At 63.6% G+C, this 17,703-nt stretch carries 19 protein-coding genes and 1 tRNA gene; 12 read left to right on the forward strand and 8 right to left on the reverse strand.

Annotation, left to right across the window (positions count from 1 at the left end):
• Positions 1-54: 54 nt before the first annotated feature.
• Positions 55-1,116, reverse strand: a complete 1,062-nt coding sequence (locus AC5FRW_RS09195) for a zinc-dependent alcohol dehydrogenase family protein (protein WP_493568144.1) — start codon at positions 1,114-1,116, stop codon at positions 55-57.
• Positions 1,117-1,182: 66 nt separating this feature from the next.
• Entirely contained in the window at positions 1,183-1,737 is a 555-nt protein-coding gene (locus tag AC5FRW_RS09200) for a DUF302 domain-containing protein (protein ID WP_493568145.1), read from the reverse strand.
• 161 nt (positions 1,738-1,898) lie between these two features.
• On the opposite strand from AC5FRW_RS09200, the gene AC5FRW_RS09205 reads away from it, so the two are divergent.
• Entirely contained in the window at positions 1,899-3,230 is a 1,332-nt protein-coding gene (locus AC5FRW_RS09205) for a M28 family peptidase (protein WP_493568146.1), read from the forward strand.
• Between the two features lie 3 nt (positions 3,231-3,233).
• Here the strand turns inward: AC5FRW_RS09205 and AC5FRW_RS09210 are convergent, their stop codons facing one another.
• Together AC5FRW_RS09210 and AC5FRW_RS09215 are read right to left on the reverse strand one after the other, a co-directional pair.
• On the reverse strand, positions 3,234-3,677 hold the full coding sequence (locus tag AC5FRW_RS09210; RefSeq protein ID WP_493568147.1) for a hypothetical protein: 444 nt from the start codon (positions 3,675-3,677) through the stop codon (positions 3,234-3,236).
• Between the two features lie 113 nt (positions 3,678-3,790).
• Positions 3,791-5,749, reverse strand: coding sequence for an ABC transporter ATP-binding protein (locus tag AC5FRW_RS09215; protein WP_493568148.1), 1,959 nt, complete (start codon positions 5,747-5,749; stop codon positions 3,791-3,793).
• A gap of 186 nt (positions 5,750-5,935) precedes the next feature.
• Between AC5FRW_RS09215 and AC5FRW_RS09220 the strand changes: the two genes are divergently transcribed.
• On the forward strand, positions 5,936-7,357 hold the full coding sequence (locus tag AC5FRW_RS09220) for a response regulator (RefSeq protein WP_493568149.1): 1,422 nt from the start codon (positions 5,936-5,938) through the stop codon (positions 7,355-7,357).
• A gap of 159 nt (positions 7,358-7,516) precedes the next feature.
• On the opposite strand, the gene AC5FRW_RS09225 is transcribed toward AC5FRW_RS09220, so the two are convergent.
• Positions 7,517-8,512, reverse strand: coding sequence for a DUF192 domain-containing protein (locus AC5FRW_RS09225; RefSeq protein ID WP_493568150.1), 996 nt, complete (start codon positions 8,510-8,512; stop codon positions 7,517-7,519).
• 135 nt (positions 8,513-8,647) lie between these two features.
• Here AC5FRW_RS09225 and AC5FRW_RS09230 point away from each other — a divergent pair.
• Positions 8,648-8,720: transfer RNA gene (locus AC5FRW_RS09230), tRNA-Val, on the forward strand.
• 549 nt (positions 8,721-9,269) lie between these two features.
• A complete protein-coding gene (locus AC5FRW_RS09235; protein WP_493568151.1) occupies positions 9,270-9,446 on the forward strand; it encodes an HVO_0416 family zinc finger protein in 177 nt (58 codons plus the stop codon).
• A 214-nt stretch (positions 9,447-9,660) separates the two neighbouring features.
• Here AC5FRW_RS09235 and AC5FRW_RS09240 read toward each other — a convergent pair whose 3' ends face one another.
• The gene (locus AC5FRW_RS09240) at positions 9,661-10,161 is read right to left on the reverse strand and encodes a PadR family transcriptional regulator (protein ID WP_493568152.1); all 501 of its coding nucleotides are present in this window, start codon (positions 10,159-10,161) and stop codon (positions 9,661-9,663) included.
• Positions 10,162-10,295: 134 nt separating this feature from the next.
• Between AC5FRW_RS09240 and AC5FRW_RS09245 the strand changes: the two genes are divergently transcribed.
• From AC5FRW_RS09245 to AC5FRW_RS09260, 4 genes are all read left to right on the forward strand, one after another.
• On the forward strand, positions 10,296-10,646 hold the full coding sequence (locus AC5FRW_RS09245) for an ArsR/SmtB family transcription factor (protein ID WP_493568153.1): 351 nt from the start codon (positions 10,296-10,298) through the stop codon (positions 10,644-10,646).
• Positions 10,647-10,658: 12 nt separating this feature from the next.
• Positions 10,659-10,958 (forward strand): DUF7521 family protein, encoded by a 300-nt coding sequence (locus tag AC5FRW_RS09250; protein WP_493568154.1) that lies wholly within the window; start codon positions 10,659-10,661, stop codon positions 10,956-10,958.
• Between the two features lie 208 nt (positions 10,959-11,166).
• Positions 11,167-11,325, forward strand: coding sequence for a DUF7563 family protein (locus tag AC5FRW_RS09255; RefSeq protein ID WP_493568155.1), 159 nt, complete (start codon positions 11,167-11,169; stop codon positions 11,323-11,325).
• Between the two features lie 122 nt (positions 11,326-11,447).
• Positions 11,448-13,289 carry a UvrD-helicase domain-containing protein gene (locus tag AC5FRW_RS09260; RefSeq protein ID WP_493568156.1) on the forward strand — a complete coding sequence of 614 codons (1,842 nt, stop codon included), beginning with the start codon at positions 11,448-11,450 and terminating at the stop codon, positions 13,287-13,289.
• Between the two features lie 15 nt (positions 13,290-13,304).
• On the opposite strand, the gene AC5FRW_RS09265 is transcribed toward AC5FRW_RS09260, so the two are convergent.
• Positions 13,305-14,450: an RNA ligase gene (locus tag AC5FRW_RS09265; RefSeq protein ID WP_493568157.1), complete on the reverse strand. Its 1,146-nt coding sequence runs from the start codon at positions 14,448-14,450 to the stop codon at positions 13,305-13,307.
• An 88-nt stretch (positions 14,451-14,538) separates the two neighbouring features.
• Between AC5FRW_RS09265 and AC5FRW_RS09270 the strand changes: the two genes are divergently transcribed.
• Together AC5FRW_RS09270 and AC5FRW_RS09275 are read left to right on the forward strand one after the other, a co-directional pair.
• On the forward strand, positions 14,539-15,213 hold the full coding sequence (locus tag AC5FRW_RS09270) for an RNA ligase partner protein (RefSeq protein ID WP_493568158.1): 675 nt from the start codon (positions 14,539-14,541) through the stop codon (positions 15,211-15,213).
• A gap of 242 nt (positions 15,214-15,455) precedes the next feature.
• Complete coding sequence (locus AC5FRW_RS09275; RefSeq protein WP_493568159.1) at positions 15,456-15,893, forward strand: hypothetical protein; 438 nt, start codon at positions 15,456-15,458, stop codon at positions 15,891-15,893.
• A gap of 196 nt (positions 15,894-16,089) precedes the next feature.
• Here the strand turns inward: AC5FRW_RS09275 and AC5FRW_RS09280 are convergent, their stop codons facing one another.
• A complete protein-coding gene (locus tag AC5FRW_RS09280) occupies positions 16,090-16,326 on the reverse strand; it encodes a DUF7533 family protein (RefSeq protein WP_493568160.1) in 237 nt (78 codons plus the stop codon).
• Positions 16,327-16,425: 99 nt separating this feature from the next.
• On the opposite strand from AC5FRW_RS09280, the gene AC5FRW_RS09285 reads away from it, so the two are divergent.
• Positions 16,426-17,004, forward strand: a complete 579-nt coding sequence (locus tag AC5FRW_RS09285; RefSeq protein ID WP_493568161.1) for a riboflavin synthase — start codon at positions 16,426-16,428, stop codon at positions 17,002-17,004.
• Positions 17,005-17,054: 50 nt separating this feature from the next.
• Positions 17,055-17,648 (forward strand): pyridoxal 5'-phosphate synthase glutaminase subunit PdxT, encoded by a 594-nt coding sequence (gene pdxT / locus AC5FRW_RS09290; RefSeq protein ID WP_493568162.1) that lies wholly within the window; start codon positions 17,055-17,057, stop codon positions 17,646-17,648.
• Positions 17,649-17,703 lie beyond the last annotated feature (55 nt).

Consider the following 17,703-nt stretch of genomic DNA (forward strand, 5'->3'; position numbering starts at 1 on the left):
GACGAGCGGGAGTGAGCGCAGCGAACGACACGCGAGTAGCACACCGTCACCGTCTCAAAATTCAGTGACGACCTCGACCCCCTCGGTGCCGTAGTCGGTCATCGCCGCCAGTCGCTCCGATACCTCTTCGAGGCCGACCCGCCGCGTCACGAGTGCACCCGGATCGAGCGTCCCGTCGGCCACGAGCCGGAGGAGCTCGTCGTACCGCGATGGGGGCATCCCGCGCGATCCCAGCACGTCGATGTCCCAGCGGGCGATCCAGTCGGTCGGCAGTGCGATCTCGCCACGCTCGGCGTCGGTCGTCAGGCCGACCTGTACGTGGGTGCCACGCGGGCGCAGGCTCTGGACGCTGTTGCGACAGGTCTCCGCCCGCCCGAGGGCGTCGACGGAGACGTGTGCCCCGCCGTCGGTCGCTCGCTCGACCGCGGCCGGTACGTCGTCGACCGCGCTGGCGTCGACCGTCTCGCTCGCTCCGATCTCGCGGGCCATCTGCAGGGGTTGCTCGCGGATGTCGACGGCGACGACACCCGCACCCAGCGCCGCCGCGATCTGGACCGCTGCGAGTCCCAGCCCCCCACAGCCATGCACTGCGACACGGTCGCCGGCATCGAGGTCGGCCCGGTGGGCCAGCGCGTGGAAGGCCGTGACGTAGCGACAGCCAAGCGCCGCCGCCTCGTCGACGGCGACACCGTCGGGCAGGGAAACGAGGTTGTACTCGGCCGCGGGGACCCCGACCCGCTCGGCGAACGCGCCCGGCGCGGCCGCTTCGAAGCCGAGTGCCCAGCCGTCGGTACAGACGTTGCCGTGGCCGTTGCGACAGTAGTGGCAGGTGCCGTCACCGAGATTGAACGGCACGACGACGCGGTCGCCCTCGGTGATCGTCTCGACCCGCTCGCCCGTCGCGAGGACCCGACCTGCTGGCTCGTGGCCCAGCACCTGTCCGGTCGGCACCTGGTCGTCGGCCCACTCGCCGTGGCCTTGCCAGGCATGCCAGTCGCTCCGGCAGATGCCACACGCCTCCACGGCGACGACGGCCCCGTCGGGACCGGGGTCTGGCGGCTCGATCTCGCGTACGTGGAGTGGCTCACCGTAGTCCGTGAGCACAGCAGCGCGCATGGGCCGTCGTTGCGGTTCCCGAGCAATAAAGTGGGGTCGCTCGTCGAAGGCTCCCTCTATCGGTCTCTACTGTCCCGTCGCGAGTGTTTCGAGCGCGCCCGCGATGCGGTCGAGCACCTCGTCCGCGTCCTCGATCCCGTGGCGCTTTGCCAGCCACGTCGGGTCGTTGTAGGTGACGGTGACGGTGCCGTCGTCACCTTCCCGGACCAGCAGCTTCTGAGGCAAGTCGATGCCGGCCGTCTGGCTGGCCTGCATGAGCTGGGTCCCTAGCTGGGGATTGCCGAAGACGAGCAGCGTGGTCGGGCGGAGTTCGAGGTCGACCGATTCGGCGTTGCTCGCGTGATCGACGGTCGTCACCAGCGTGAGGTTCTCGTTGTTCTCGATGGCCGACCTGATCCGGTCGACAGTCGCATCGAACTCCTGTTCGCTCTCGACAGTGACGAGGCCGTCGTCGCTCGCGGCGGGTGTTCCCTCTTCGGTGTCGTCGCCCCGGACCTCCGTCTGCGTCGTCGTCTCGGTATCGTCGGTGGTCGTCTGACTGCCCGCCACGGTGGCTGCGGTGGTGAGACCGACCCCGGCGAGTGCGGTTCTGAGGAACGTCCGTCGATGTTCGTCTGGCATTGGGCTGTCTCGACGGGGGCCACGGTCGAGGTAATTGGGAGCGTACGCGCGGAAAGTCGAGGTTTGGTCACCGACCGGAAGCGAAAGGGCGGCTTTCCGGCGACGCCGGTGTGCCACGGGATCACCCCGAGATACAAGCCGACGCCGTTCGAGATGCAGGTATGACCGAGTGGATCGGCGAGACGTTCACGAGCGACGCTGGCTGGACGCACCTGACCGAACTGGTCGACATCGGTAATCGGATGGCGGGGAGCGACGGCGAGCGCGCGGCCGCCGAGGCGACCCGGGACGCCCTCGCAGAGTACGCCCGCGACGCTCGCCTCGAACCGTTCGACGTGCAGGGCTGGGAGCGCGGTTCGAGTGCGATCAGCGTCGACGGCGAGACGGTCGCAGCGCCGGACCGGGAAGTGATTGCACTGCCCAGATCGCCCGCCGACGCGGTGACCGGCCCGCTCGTCGACGTGGGTTACGGTCTCCCCGAGGACTTCGCCGAGATTGACTGCGAGGGGGCGGTCGTCATGGCCCGTTCGGACGTGCCCGACTGGTACGACCGCTACATCCACCGCCGGGAGAAGTACTACCACGCCGTCGAAGCGGGTGCGGCGGCGTTCGTCTACTGCAACCACGTCGAGGGGATGCTCCCGCCGACGGGCAGCGTCGGGACGGCCGACGACCCCATCGGCGACGTGCCGGCGGTCGGCGTCGCCAGCGAGACCGGCGCACGCCTCGCCCGTCGGTTCGAGGGCGAGGCGGTCACCGTCACCGTCGACTGCGCGACGCCCACAGCCACGAGCCAGAACGTCCACGCCCAACTGGGACCCGACACCGACGAGACCGTCCTCGTGACGAGCCACGTCGACGCCCACGACATCGCCGAGGGCGCGATGGACAACGGCGCGGGGACGGCAAGCGTCGTCGAGGTGGCCCGCGCACTCGCCACGCGCGAGGACGACCTCGACCGCCGGGTCGAGTTCGTCGCGTTCGGCGCAGAGGAGGTCGGATTGATGGGGTCGAGTCACCTCGCTGACGAACGCGACCACGAGACGATCCGCGCGATCTTGAACCTCGACGGCGTCGTCCGCGGCCGGACGCTGAAACTGTACACCCACGGCTTCGACGGTCTCGACGTGGCCGCCGACACCGTCGCCGACCGCTTCGACCACCCGATCACGACGACACCCCAGCAGGGTCCCCACAGCGACCACTGGCCGTTCGTCCAGTGGGGCGTCCCCGGCGTCCACGCGATGAGCGAGAGCGACGGCGAGGGACGTGGCTGGGGCCACACGCACGCCGACACGCTCGACAAACTCGAACCGCGGACGCTGCGCGAGCAGGCGGTGCTCCTGACCGATCTGGCGGTCGAATTCGCCAGCGACGACCGCTCGATCGAACCGAAAGACCCCGCGGAGATCGCTGCGGCACTGGAAGACGAGGATCTGGCCGAAGGCATGAAGATCGTCGGCGACTGGCCCTACGGGACGTCGTCGACCTGACGGTCAGGCCCCGATCAACTGCGTGGAGACCGCGAGCAGCAACAGCGCGCCACACACCGCTGCCGTCTCCGCAGCGGCGAGTGACTTCGGATGGCCCCGCGCTTTCGCAGTCACGTAGACGCCCAGCGCCGCGTAGACGCCGACGACGAGTGCCGCGAGCACCACGATCGGACCGCCGAGCAGCCCGGTCGGCGCGGCGGCGCTGGTGACGAACAGCCCCACGCCGACGACCGCACCCACCGCGAGCACGAGAAACAGCGCGATCCAGACACCGGTCCCCGACAGCGGCGAGGCCTGCTCGTCGCCGTCGGGCGTCCATCCGGTCTCGCTTCCATCGACCGCGCCCGGCGTATGACTGTACCACGCCCGACTCCGAGCGATCGCGCCGATCACGACCGCGGCCAGTACCCCCATGACGAGCATACTCGTGATCTGCGGCGATACCATGCTCTTCTGTTGTCGGCGATGTGTAATAATCATTGGTGTGGATTGGCATAGCACTCTCCCCGGCTCTGGTGTCGACGCCAGACGAGACTGGCGTCAGGTGCGCCGGTGAGATCTTAGTCGTCGTCTCCCGCTTCTGCATCCACCTTCGAGCGGCGTTCGGTCGCACGCCGGACGAACTCCTCGGGGAGTTCGTCGATCTCGCCGGCCTGTACCGCCCAGAGGTTCGCGTAGAGGCCGTCGGCCGACAGGAGGTCCCCGTGGGTGCCGCGTTCGACCACTTCGCCGTCTTCGAGGACGACGATCTGATCGGCGTCTTTGACCGTCGAGAGGCGGTGGGCGATGGTAAAGGTCGTCCGATCTGCGGTGAGTCGATCGAGCGAGCGCTGAATCAGCATCTCCGTCTCCGTGTCCACGTCGCTGGTGGCCTCGTCGAGCACGAGGATCTCGGGGTCCTTGAGGATCGCCCGAGCGATGGCGATACGCTGGCGCTGGCCCCCCGAGAGTTTGACACCGCGTTCGCCCACCATCGTGTCGTAGCCGTCGGGGAGGTTCTGGACGAAGCCGTGAGCTTCGGCGGCCTCGGCGGCCTCGCGGATCTCCTCGTCGGTGGCGTCGAACGTGCCGTAGGCGATGTTGTCCCGGACCGTTCCATAGAAGAGGAACGTCTCCTGACTGACGTAGCCGATCGAGCCGCGGAGACTCGACACAGTCACGTCGCGCACGTCCTGCCCGTCGATCTCGACCGCGCCGTCGTCCACGTCGTACATCCGCATCAGGAGTTTCATCACGGTCGATTTGCCGGCCCCCGTCGGACCGACGAGCGCCAGCGTGTCGCCGCCCTCGACGGTGAAACTCACGTCGTCGAGGATCGTCTCGTCACTGGCTCCCTCCTCGCTGCCATCCGCACCGTCGTACCCAAAGGTGACGTTGTCGTAGGTCACTTCGCCGTCGTCGACGGCCAGATCCGGGGCGTCCGCGCGCTCTTCGATCAGGGCGGGTGTGTCCATCAGCCCGAAGATGCGTTCGGCGGAGGCGTAGGCCCGCTGATACATGTTGATGATCTGGCCGAACTGGGCCATCGGCCAGATAAAGCGCTGGGACAGGAGGATGAACACGACGAACTCACCCTCCGAAAGCGTCCCGGTGAAGAGCCACGGTCCCTCACCGCTGTACACCCACAGCCCACCGACGAGGAAGGTGACGACGAAGCCCACGCCCGCGAGCACACGCAGGCCCGGGAAGAACTTGATCCGGGTGCCGATGGCGTCCCAGTTGGCGTCGAAGTAATCCTGAGACACGTCGTCGACCCGATCCGATTCGTAGCTCTCGGTGCTGTAGGTCTTGATCACCTGAACACCGCCGAGGTTGTTTTCGAGCCGGGAGTTTAGCTGGCCCACCGACGAGCGCACGTCGGCGTACTTTGGCTGGATCGTCTGAATGAACTGGTACGTGAAGAAGGCGATGCCGGGGACGATCACGAGCGTCACCAGGGCGAGTTGCCAGTTGTACGAAAAGAGAATCGCCGCGATACCGATCACCATCACGGTCAGGCGGAACGCCGAGTTCATCCCGTCGTTGAGGAACCGTTCCAGTCGGTTGACGTCGTTCGAGAGCACGGACATCATCTCGCCGGTCTGCTTGTCGGCGAAGAAGTCCATGTTCAGGCGCTGCATCCGGTCGTAGGTGTCGGTTCGGACGGCGTGTTGAATGTGCTGGGCGAAGGAGTTCCACCCCCAGTTTCGGGTCCAGTGGAACGCTGCCCCGCCAGTGAACGCGGCGGCGATGATCCCGGCAGCGAGGAGCACCTGTGACTCTGGGTCCGGTGCGTACTCGTAGAGGGGGATCGGTCCGAGTGCGAACGGCCGGTCGCCCCGGAAGGTCGCGTCGATGGCGATGCCGAGCAACACCGGCGGCAACAGATCAAGCAGTCTGGCGACGATACTACTGAGCAGGCCGACGGTGAACGCACCGGCGTTGTCCCGTCCGTACTCGGCGAACAGCCGACGCATCGGATGGTCGACGTAGTTGCGCACGTCCTCGAAGGCATCGTCGTCGCCCGCGTCGATATCCATTATCCCCTTCTGAATGGACCTGTCCCCAAAAGGCCGTCGTATGAAGTGGTAACAAGGGTACAGGAGTCGCGTGGTGAGGGGATCACGTCGGTCGTACGGAATGATCGATCTCACTGCCGAGCGCTCGTTATCATTCGGGATAGAGCGGGGGAACGTGTTAACTTGCCCTTCGGACAAAGAGGTGTAATGAACTCCGTGCCCGTCGCGACGATTCTCGTTGTCGACGATAGCGATTTCTTTCTCGAAATAACGTCGGAGACGCTCGAAGAGAAACATGGTCTCAACACTCGGACGGCCAGTACCGGTTCGGAGGCGCTGGCGGTGATGCGCGACCAGCAGATCGACTGCGTCGTCAGCGACTACGAGATGCCCTCGATGAACGGGCTGGAACTCCACCAGGCGATCGCTGCGGAGTTCGATGTTCCGTTCATCCTGCTCACCGGCCAGGGTGACGAGACGATCGCGAGCAAAGCGATCGGTGCCGGGATCGACGACTACCTGCTGAAAACTCGCATCATCGATGGGGACACGCTCCAGTTACTCGCCAACCGAATCCACAACGTCGTCTCCCAGTACGAGGCCCGGCGCAAGTACGAACAGCTGGTCGACAACACGCCGGACGAGATCGTCGAGGTCACGTCCGATGGTACTGTCTTGTCCGCGAACATGTCGATGGCTAGATCACACGGGCTGTCTCGGGAGGAACTGATCGGCACACAACTGTCGGCGATCATCGATCCCGAAGTGGCGGCAAAGCGACTGGAACATGGCCGCCGCGCGATCACTGCCGGGAGCGCCGTGACGTTCCAGGACACCATCGGCGTCCGTCACTTTCACAATATCGTCACCCCACGTCGGGAGACAGTCGACCACGAAACGGTCCAGTTCATCTCCAGAGACATCACCCAACAGAAGCGACACGAACAGCAACTGGAGACGAAAACTGAGGAACTCGCTCTCATCAATCGCCTCGTTCGCCACGACATCAACAACGACGTCCAGCTCCTCATGGGATGGGCAGGGGCCGTCGCTCCGCACGTCGACGAGCACGGTGTCGAGTATCTCGAACGCATTCAAGACACCTGTGACCACATCGCGGAACTCACGGCGAACGTCGGTGAGTTCACCGATGCCCTGGAGGAGAGTGGTGCGACCAACTTCACCCCGATCGAACTCTCCGACGTGATCACGAGCGAGGTGACCAAGTCACAACGCAGGTTCGAAGACGCGACCATCCGTGTCGAGGGACAACTCCCGACCGCCACTATCGAGGCGAACGAGGCGATTCAGGCAGTCTTCGGGAACGTACTATCGAATGCTGTCCACCACAACGAGGCGGGCGACCCGCAGGTCACGGTGACGATGACAGTGACGGACACCGTTGCCCGTGTGACCGTTGCAGATAACGGCCCCGGAATCCCGGACGAGTACAAGCCGGTCATCTTCGATAAAGACGAGATGGGGGGCAACAGTGACGGAACCGGCATCGGTCTGTATCTCGTCGAAACACTCGTCGAGCAGTACGGGGGTAACATCTGGATCGAGGACAACGACCCCGAGGGAGCGGCGTTCACGATCGAATTGCCGAGGGCTGACCCCGCTAACTAACGTTCGAGACGGGCAGCAGCGACCACGGATTACCAGCGCTTCGAGACGAAAGCCCACGACTGTACTCCCGAGCGGATTTCATACTGCCGGCTGTACGTCTGTGAAGAATTTTGCGACCCCGTGGTCGCGAATATCTTGAAACAGTTACAGCCGGCAGTATCAGGAGGCACTACCGTTGGGCACGCGTATCCGGTCGCCAACGTCCAGCCCCGTCTCGTTGGTCCATCCTCGGTTGACTTCGAGAACGTACTTCCCACGCCCGGGATAGCGCTCTTCGTACTCGCCCTCGGGGACGGGCGCGTGGTGGATCTCCGTGACCGTCCCGTTCGGGGCGACGAAGACGATGTCCAGCGGGAAGTCCATGCGTCGCATCACGAAGTGATACTCGCCCGTCTCGGGGAAGACAAAGAGCATCCCCTCGTCCCACGCCATCGACGCGGTGTCGCTCAGCCCGGTGTAGCGCTCGCTGTCGTTGTCGGCGACTCGGACGGTGACGGTCCCGAGTGCAGTCCCGTTGGCGTCGACGGCCGTCACGGCCGGCCTGTCCGGTGTCGGCGATCCCGTGGCCGTCGCCGCGACCGTCGATTCGTTCGTCGGTGTCGCCTCGGTCACGTCGGTCTGCTGGCCCGTCGCACTGGCGGGCTGGCTGTCTCTGTCGGTCATGTTCGGGATGGCGACGCGGTCGCCCACGTCGAGCCCCGTTTCGTTGGTCCATCCTCGGCGCACTTCGAGGACGAATTTGCCCTCGCCGGTGTACTTCCTGAGCGTGCCCTCACCGGCGCTTCCATCTGGTGTCGCGGCGTGGTGGATCTCCGTGACCGTCCCGTTCGGGGCGACGAAGACGATGTCCAGCGGGAACGCCATCCCCCGCATCACGTAGGTGTGGCGGCCCGCCTGCTCGTGGACGAACACCATTCCTTCGTCGGCATCGAGCGAGTCGGTCTTGCTCAGGCCGACGAGCTGTTGTTGCCACGACCGGGCGATACGGGCGTCGACCGCCCCGAGTTCGGTGCCGTTCTCGTCGACGACCGTCACCGTCGTCTCCTCGTAGGGACCCGGATCGAGGAACTGAATCCACACGCCCGACCAGAGCACGCCCGTCGCGACGAGCAAGACGGCGACGAGCGTCCCGACGACCGCTGTCGACCGCTGCATGGTCTTACCGTGGGGTGTCGCCCGTGTAACACTGTCGACTGGCCGGGACCCCGTCACGTCCTGCGATTGGCTGGCTGTCACTCCCGCACGACAGAAAGAAAGCGTTATTCCCCCACACCGATTTGCCACGGATACGGGCCTGTGGTCTAGTGGTTATGACGCTTCCCTTACAAGGAAGAGGCCGGTGGTTCAAATCCGCCCGGGCCCATCCTGCGAGGAACGTACGTGACGAGCGGATGGGCTGACACGGATTCGAACCCCGACAGTCGCGTGCAGCGGCAGCGAGCACGTCTGTCTCCGGTTCAAATCCGCCCGGGCCCATCCTGCGAGGAACGAACGTGACGAGCGAAGGCCGTTTTCACCAGCGAATGAGCAGCGACAGGCGAGAGTCCAGAAGGCCGATGGTTCGGCCTGATTATCACAGAGGATAACTGGGCCTGTTATTTTATTACCCATCGACCTCACTTTCGAAGTACGGCACCATCCCGGTGCCAACCCACCACCACCCCCACCACCATTCCTTTCCGTTTTTCAATGTGATAGTGACGACGCTTCGGCTGTGGTCCCGCGACGCCGTGTGATGACCGTCAGCCGTGCGATTACCACTGTTTTCGGATCGACTCGGGTGATTCGGTGTCGGGTGGGTGCGAACGAGACACGTCGCTCAGAGCGACTCGCTCACGATGTTCGACTGGTCTGTGGTAACATACGTCGAAACCAGTAGAGCTATATGTTGGTGTGCTAAAGCATACCATGTATGGCGACCGCACCGAGTACCGACGACATGATCGACGAATTCCTGTCCCAGCGTGGGCACGAAGTCGAGGATGCTGGCTGGGAAGAGAACTACAACAAGAAGCAGTGTCCCGATTGTGGCGGTCTACACGACGGCGCGGCCACAGAATGCTCGGTGTGTGGCTGGGTACCGAACTGACGCCGGCCTCACGACACGTCGACTTTTCGGCTGTAACTCACTCCTCGTAGCGTCACGTTCGCCGTATCGCTTTCGCGTCGCTATGGAGCGTGTGATACGGACGGTTGTAGTGATTGACCGGTGAGCGTCGCCACGTGGGAGACGCTCACCGGTACGCAACGACAACTTTCCGTATGAAAGGGGAGAGAGCGTTGGTTCGGGCAGGACTGGATTGTCAGACGTCGTCGAGCGACGCCTGTAGGAACATGCTGATCGCGAGGTGTTGGTACACCGCGCGTTCGATTCGTGCTCGAGCAGCCGGGTCATCGCTGATCGAGTACTGTTTGGTCTGCACGAGCTCGTGCTGTTCGAGGAGTCCCTCGGAGTCGAGTTCGTGCAGTCGGGGGTAGACAGTTCCTGGGCTCAGCTGAGCGTCGAAACAACGCTCTAGCTCGTCCATCAGTCCTGTTCCGTGCGTGTCGTCCGTCGACGACGCGATCAACGCAAGGAGGATCTCGTCCAGACTCTGTGTGACGAGGCCCTCGTCGATGGCGATTGCGCCATCGGCCAGTTCCTCGCCGACCGAAGACAGGAGTGCCTCAGGCACGGGGTCACGTCTGGATCGGTCGGACGAATCGTCGGTGTTGTGCCCGCCGATGAGGGGGGTCAAGCGCTCATCGGCACTGGTATGCACCGTTTCGCCCGTCGAAGCGTGACGGAATTCGTCTTCGGTCATTGGAATCACCTGGAGTCGATCCGCAACTGGAGCTATGGTGGGTATCTGCATAAGTACCCTCCAGCGTTTTCTGGCTGTGAAAGAACCCCGACGCTCGAAAACGCTTATATGACGAGAGGAGAACCGTTCCGGTAGTGGACGACGAGAAAAGTATCGAAGAGATTCTCGATACGATCGGTGACCAGCACGCGCGCCGCGTGCTCGCAGCCATCAGCCGCGAACCCCAGTCCGCCAAGGAACTGGCCGAGGAGTGTGATATGTCGTTGCCGACCATCTATCGCCGGATCGAGATGCTGACCGAGTACGATCTGGTGAAAGATCGCACCCTCGTCGCCGACGACGGGAACCACTACAAAGTGTACGAGTCGAACTTCGAGTCGACGGTCATCTCGCTCGAAGACGACGAGTACCGCGTCCGAATCTACCGCGAAGAGAACCTCCCGGACCGGTTCAGTCAGCTCTGGGACGAACTCAACCCCGAATAGGAGAACACAAGCATGGTCGATGCCGTCGCGATCGCGAGTGGCGTGCTGGTGCTGTTGCGGATGGTCGTCTTCGGCCTCACGCTCGGGATCACGCTCATCAGTTTCCAGGCGTACCGCAAACGCCCCTCGGAGCGACTGCAATCGGCGTTCGTCGGCTTCGCGTTCATCAGTATGGGTGTTGCGGTGTCCAGTGTCATCACACAGCTCAGTGCGGGCAACGCCTCCGAGTTACTCCGCACCTTCTTTCAGCTCGCCGAGACGGTTCCGTTTATCATCGGCTTCAGTATGTTGTATCTCTCGCTGTACCGATGACGCCGACGGTCCTCGACCGGACACGCCCGAGATAACTCGCTTCTGTCGGCTGCCAAACGGTGCCAATTCGTCAACGTCGGCTGTACCACCACGAAAACGCCCGTGTCGTGTGTGGTTCGATTGCCGCAGGAGAAGTACGAAAGATCATTATGTAATTCGTCGATACTTATATTAGCGATAATCAGTATGGGTTAGACAGGGAGAGCCCATGCCCAAGTGCCAGAACTGCGGTTCGTTCGTTACCAAAGACTATGTACGCGTGTTCACACCTCAGGAAAACACCGATCCGCGGGTCTGTCCCGACTGCGAGGACATGATCCGTGACGGCGCAGACGTGCGGGAGGCCCGGTCACCCAGACACTCTTAGTGGCGTTCGCTTTCGGAGAGCTAGCCGTTCCGCCAGCGACGGTGCGGTGTCTCACAGTCCCCGTTTCGCCCGCGCTGACCGAAGCACGTCGCTTATGAGTGCCCGCCCCCTCTAGGTTCCCAATGACTGACGCGAACCCGCAGGTCGTTCGATTGTTCGGCGGCCCGGGAAGCGGGAAGACGACGGCACTGCTCGACCGTGTCGAAGAACTACTCGCCCAAGACGAGGCCGACGTTCGTGATATTCTGGTCGTTTCGTACACGCGTGCTGCTGCGGCGGAGATCCGTGAGCGACTGGCAGAGCGTCTCGATATTAACCCTCGGACGCTCAAGGGCAACGTGTGTACGATGCACGCGAAGGCGTACGAACTGCTCAATCTCTCGCGTGGGGACGTGGTCGGTGAGTCCGACAAGGAAGAGTTCTGTGACGAGTTCGGGCTGGAGTTCGAGGACGAGTACGAGGGGTCGCGGCGACGCTCGGCCCGCTCGACGACACTTGGCAACAAGGTCATCGCTACGAGCCAGTGGCTCCAGCGCACCCGTCGTGACGTGGCCGACTGGTACGACGTGCCCTTCCAGTGGAACGAGGAGGAGGTCCGACTGCCACCCGAGATCGACGACAACGCCCAGACCGGCAACAAGTACACGCCGACGTGGCCGGGTGACGACGACCGGCTCGACGTGCCCGAAGCGATCCGAGCGTGGCGACAGTACAAGGGCGACAACGACCTGACCGGCTTCGCCGACATGCTCGAACGGGTCCAGCAGCGCTCGCTGCTGCCCAACGTCGACTATCTCATCATCGACGAGTTCCAGGACATCACGACCCTGCAGTACGACGTCTACGAGGAGTGGAAACCCCACATGACGAAGATCCTCATCGCCGGTGACGACGACCAGGTCGTCTACGCCTGGCAGGGTGCCGATCCCGACCTGCTGCTCGACGAGGACGTCGACGTGGACGAGATCCTCCCGAACTCCTATCGGCTGCCCTCCTCGATCCTCAACGTCGTCAACCGCGAAGTGCGCCACATCGACAAGCGCCAGGAGAAAGACCTCAATCCGCGCAAGGAAGGCGGCGAGGTCTTGCCGATGCTCAACCCCTCGATGCTCGATCTCGTCAGAGAGATCCGCCGGACCGTCGACGAGGACGAGGGGACCGTGATGGTCCTGTTCCGCGCACGCTATCAGATGTTCCAGTTCATGGACGAGTTCATCGGCGAGGGGATTCCCTTTACCTGCCTGACCGACCAGCGGATGTGGACCGACCGACTGACCGAGTACGTCCGCGGGGTCGAGGCACTCGACGCGGACGAACCGCTCTCGGTGCTGGAAGGTCGCCGACTCGCGGACATGCTCGCCGACTCCGCGTTCGGGACTGGCGAGCGAGACGATCTGTTCGACGAACTCGACGAGATCGCAGAGGCGAGCGAGGAAGACGATCTGGCCGACATCGAGATCGACCCGGACGTGATTCGCGACCACGCACCGTTCGCACCGGACCCGCGGGCCGCCGCCGACATGGTCCGCAAGGTGACGAACTTCCAGGAACGGACCGTCGAGGCGTACTTCCGCGGGGACTACGAGGGGATGGCGACGGACGCCGTCCGACTCGGGACGATCCACTCCGCCAAGGGTCGCGAGGCCGACCACGTCTTCGTCGGCACCGACCTCACCGAGAAGGTCGTCGAGCAGATGGCCGCCCAGATCGAACAGGAGGGAACCCACGTCCCCGGCGACGAGGAGTTCACCAAACACACCGACCCCATTCCGACGCTGACCGACAACGAACGGCGTGTCTACTACGTCGGCATGAGCCGTGCCCGCGAACGCCTCGTCCTCATGGAGAACCTCGTCGACGGCGCGCCGACGCTGCCGATCGACGTGATCCTAGAGAACGAACCGATGCCCGACGCGCCGGAAGACCTCTTGCTGGAAGCCCAGGAACCGCTGCCAGCGCCCTGAGGGTGGAACTTCTTTTCACTCGTCGATCAGCCCGCCGTCGAGGTAGTGTGCGGTCTTGTCTCGGGTCGTCGTCGCGACCTTGGTAAACACGACTTCGCGGCGACCGCCGTGGCGCTCGTCGCGTTCGACCGCCAGTTCCAGTCCCAGATCACGGAAGTGCGCCAGCAGCGACGCGATGGCGGCCGGATCGCCCCGTACCGTCTGGGTGTGGCCGACTGGCTCGCCCGCTTCGACGGCCCGGACCGCTTCGACGGCGGGCACGAGGATCGACTCGCCCAGTTTCCGGGCGCGCTCGCGGACGGTCGCTTCGTCTTCGTCGAATTCGACGGCCTGGAACGCTTCGCGGACGATCCGCGAGAACATGAAATCGCGACCGTAGTCGAACGGCATCGAGAAGGCGTGTTCGAGGTCGGCGCGGTGGATCGCACTGGTGGTGTACTTCAGCTTTCGCTCCCCGTCGACCGAGGTGCAGACGACCCCCTCTCGCCCGCGCTCGTCCAGCCGTTCGATCGTCTCGCGGGCGACCGACACCGCGGTCTCGGGATCGAAAACGCCGAAACTGGGGACCTGTGGGAGGCCGTAGCGGTCGCACAGTTCACGCCGGCGTTCCACCGGTAGCGGTGTCCCTGTCTCACGGTCGCGCACGTCGAAGACCCGGAACGCGGCCGATTCGACGCCGTCGTAGTCGTGCTGGGTGTAGGGGTTCGCCGGGCCGATCAGTTCCGCACAGAGCATCGCCCCCGGTCTGGCCTCGAACAGCGGCGCTACGTCGAGCCGTTCGGTGACGAGACGGGTCGTGTACGGGCAGACGAACCCACTGCGGGTGACGGCCAGAACGTCCGATGGATCGACGCTCTCGGGCGACGACTCGTCGCTCGGCAGGTGCGCGATGCGGACGTTGTACCCGTTGAGCTTCTCTTCGATAGCGAGTGGCCCGTCGAAGTGGTCGGGTATGCCGGGATCGAGCACGAGGGTGCGGGGGATCGAGGGATACCCACGGACGACGGTGTCGTCGACGATGGCGGTGCCACGCTCGACGCCGTGGCGCGCGTCGGACAGGTGGCGGTACTGGCGACCGTCGACCGTCTCGGTCTCGAAGTGTTCCAGCAGGTCCTCGGGCGGACAGTCGAGGTCGAACGCCGCGAGCCAGTCTTGGCCCATGCTAGCTGCTGACACGTGGCTCGGAGAAAAGTGCGACGGCGCTTTCATCCGGCCAACAGTATTTGTACCTCGGTAGTCAAGTACTCACATGGCCGATCGCCCGCTGAAACAGCGGTTCGTCCTCGACACGTCGGTGTTCTTGACCCCGGAGATCAGGGGCGAGGACGAGTCCGTGGAGGACGCCTGTCTGGGCCTGCTGGAGTTGATCGCGGAGGTGAAACTGACCCACAATATCTCCTGTTACATGCCGCCGTCGATCAAAGAGGAACTCACGACGATGCTTGCCGATCGGGAAGTCGACGACGTCGTCTTCGACAAACTCGACACGTGGGTCATCACGAAATCGCCGGCCCACTACGAGGTGATGATCCCCGCCGAGATCGTCTACGAGTTCATCGACGAGATGTCTGAGCGGGTCAATCGCGGCCTGCGGGTCTCCGAGAAAGCGGTTCGGAAGGCCGAGGAGTCCCGAAGCGAGCAACTGGACGAACACGATCACATGACGGCAGTCGACAAGGTGATCTCGGACCTGCGCGACGAGTACCGCGACGCGCTCCGGCAGGGGGTGCTCGACTCGCGCGAGGACTTCGACCTGCTCATCTTAGCGAAGGAACTGGACGCCGGTGTCGTCACGGAGGACCGGGGGATCATCAACTGGTCCGAGGATTTCGGGCTGCGCTATCTGAAAGGACGGAAGTTCCCGCCGCTGTTGCAGGAGTACCTCGCGGTCGACCGGGACGAACGCTGGCGCGCCGAGGACTAGTCGTCCTCGGTGTCGACGGCCGTGCCGACGACCCTCTCGACTGCGTCGGGAGTGAACTGAGACCGATCACAGAAGCGCCGGTCTGTTTAAGTACGGATCTTCGGTTGAATTCTGTCTTTCTTTCAGACATTCAAGCTAAAGTGGCACATAATGAGTAAAAAAGAAGTTTTGACAACTGTTTATGGAAATCAACGTGGCACCTTCGGAAAGCCTATTATTGGCTGTGCTGTCAGTTATAAATGATGACTGGGGAGACGATCTTCAACTGGTCGAAGCCAGCGCCGAACCCACGGTGGGTGATGACGCTTTCTATTTTCGCATCAGCTGTATACGTCTTTGTGAAATCCTCAACTGATCCACAGGTTTTCGATGTGACCGGTGTCGGTGTCGATACCGTCGCGATGGTTGTTCTCCTCTTCTCGCTGTGGACGGTGCTCCTGTCGTTCGTCGGCGTTGCATTCAAATACCGACTGTTGAGCTCGCTGTCGTATTCGTGTGCGTATTTCGGCGTTCGGGGAGTGACGCCGCTACCGCGTTCGATTGAGGAACTACTAGGGCACGTTGGATTCCTTCTCGTTTTCATGGTGGTGCCTGCTATCGTTGGGACGCTCATTGGATCGACCCCGCAGTTCGTCGCACGAACGTGGTCGAAATATCGATCTCACGGTGCTGCGAACTGATACGGACGGGTGTAGCGATGTACTGGTGTGCGTCTACCCGTTTGCGACGCTTTCCGGTAAGCAACGACAGCTTTCCGTCTGACGCTGTTGCACCCCCAGTGAGGCTACCGTCGCGGTAGTGTCCGGCCTCGAACTCGCCGCACTCGATAGCCTGTCTCGGATCACGGACATGCGCCAGTTGCGACGACGGTCGGGGCTAGTCGTCCTCTGTCTCGACGACGCGGTCGACGGTTCGCTCGACGACGTTGCCGGCCACGTCGTCGGGCGTCGTCACGTAGTAGGGGACCAGCACCATCAGCGCGGCGACGACGAGATACCCCAGTCCCGGCACCGTGTCCCCGGCAGCGAGCGTCTCGACGCCGAACAGGCCGACCGACGCCGCAAAGAGCACCGAGCCGGCCAGCCCGATCAGTTCGAGAATCCCCCGTGGCATACGCCCGCCTACGCCAGCAGCGGGCAAAAGCCGTTCGTCCGATGCCGTTCCATATCTGTTATCCATAACTCTCTTGTGACAACTCTCCCAAGCCGAGGTATGTTCACCGGCATCGTCGAGGCGACGGGCGACGTGCGTGCGATCGAGGACACCGACGAGGGCCGACGCCTTCGGATCGGCACCGACTTTTCGGACCTCGAACACGGCCAGTCGATCAGCGTCAGCGGGGCCTGTCTCACCGTCGAGGAGTCCGTCGACGGCGAGTGGTTCTCCGTCTTCCTCGCCGAGGAGACGATGGACCGAACCGCCTTCGATGCGATCGAGGAGGGCGACAGTGTCAACCTCGAACGCGCGATGCCTGCCGAGGGGCGCTTCGACGGCCACATCGTGCAGGGCCACGTCGATGCGACGGCGACCGTCGAGACCATCGAGCGCGTCGGCGAGGACTGGCGCTTTACCTTCTCACTGCCCGCCGACATCGAACGCTACGTCGTCGAGAAGGGGTCGATCACCGTCGACGGCATCAGTCTCACTGTCGCCGACCGAACGGACGATTCCTTCGCCGTGGCGATCATCCCGACAACCTACGACGTGACGACACTCTCGGACAAAGCGGTCGGCGACTCGATCCACCTCGAAGTCGACGTGATCGCAAAGTACGTCGAACGGATGGTCTGAGACGCCGTCGGAGCGAGGCCTTTAACGCACTCAATCGCTAACGGGCAGCCATGACGCTGACAGCGGGCGTGATCGCCGTGCAGGGCGACGTGTCCGAACACGCCGACGCCATCGAGCGGGCCGCGCGCGCCCACGGCGAGGACAGCGAGATTCACGAAATTCGTACTGCTGGCACCGTTCCCGACTGCGACGTGCTCCTGCTGCCCGGCGGCGAGTCGACGACGATCTCCCGACTCCTCCACGACGAGGGGATCGACGAGGAGATCAAAGCCCACGTCGCCGCCGGCAAGCCCGTGCTGGCGACCTGTGCCGGCCTGATCGTCGCCTCGACTGATCCGCAGGACGACCGCGTCGAGGCGCTCGACCTCCTCGACGTGACCGTCGAGCGCAACGCCTTCGGCCGCCAGAAAGACAGCTTCGAGGCTCCGCTCGACGTGGACGGTCTCGACGAGCCGTTCCCCGCAGTGTTCATCCGCGCGCCCGTGATCGACGACGTGGGCGACGATGTCGAGGTGTTGGCCGAGTGGGACGGTCGCGCCGTGGCGGTCAAACAGGGGCCGGTCCTCGCGACCTCGTTCCACCCGGAACTGACCGACGATCCCCGAATCCACGATCTGGCGTTCTTCGAGACTGTCGAGGCGTAGACTCCTTCCGATCTCGATGGCAGCGCGAGACGGAGCGATGCTCTCAAGACCCATC

It is taken from the genome of Halomicrobium sp. HArcht3-1 (assembly GCF_058933345.1).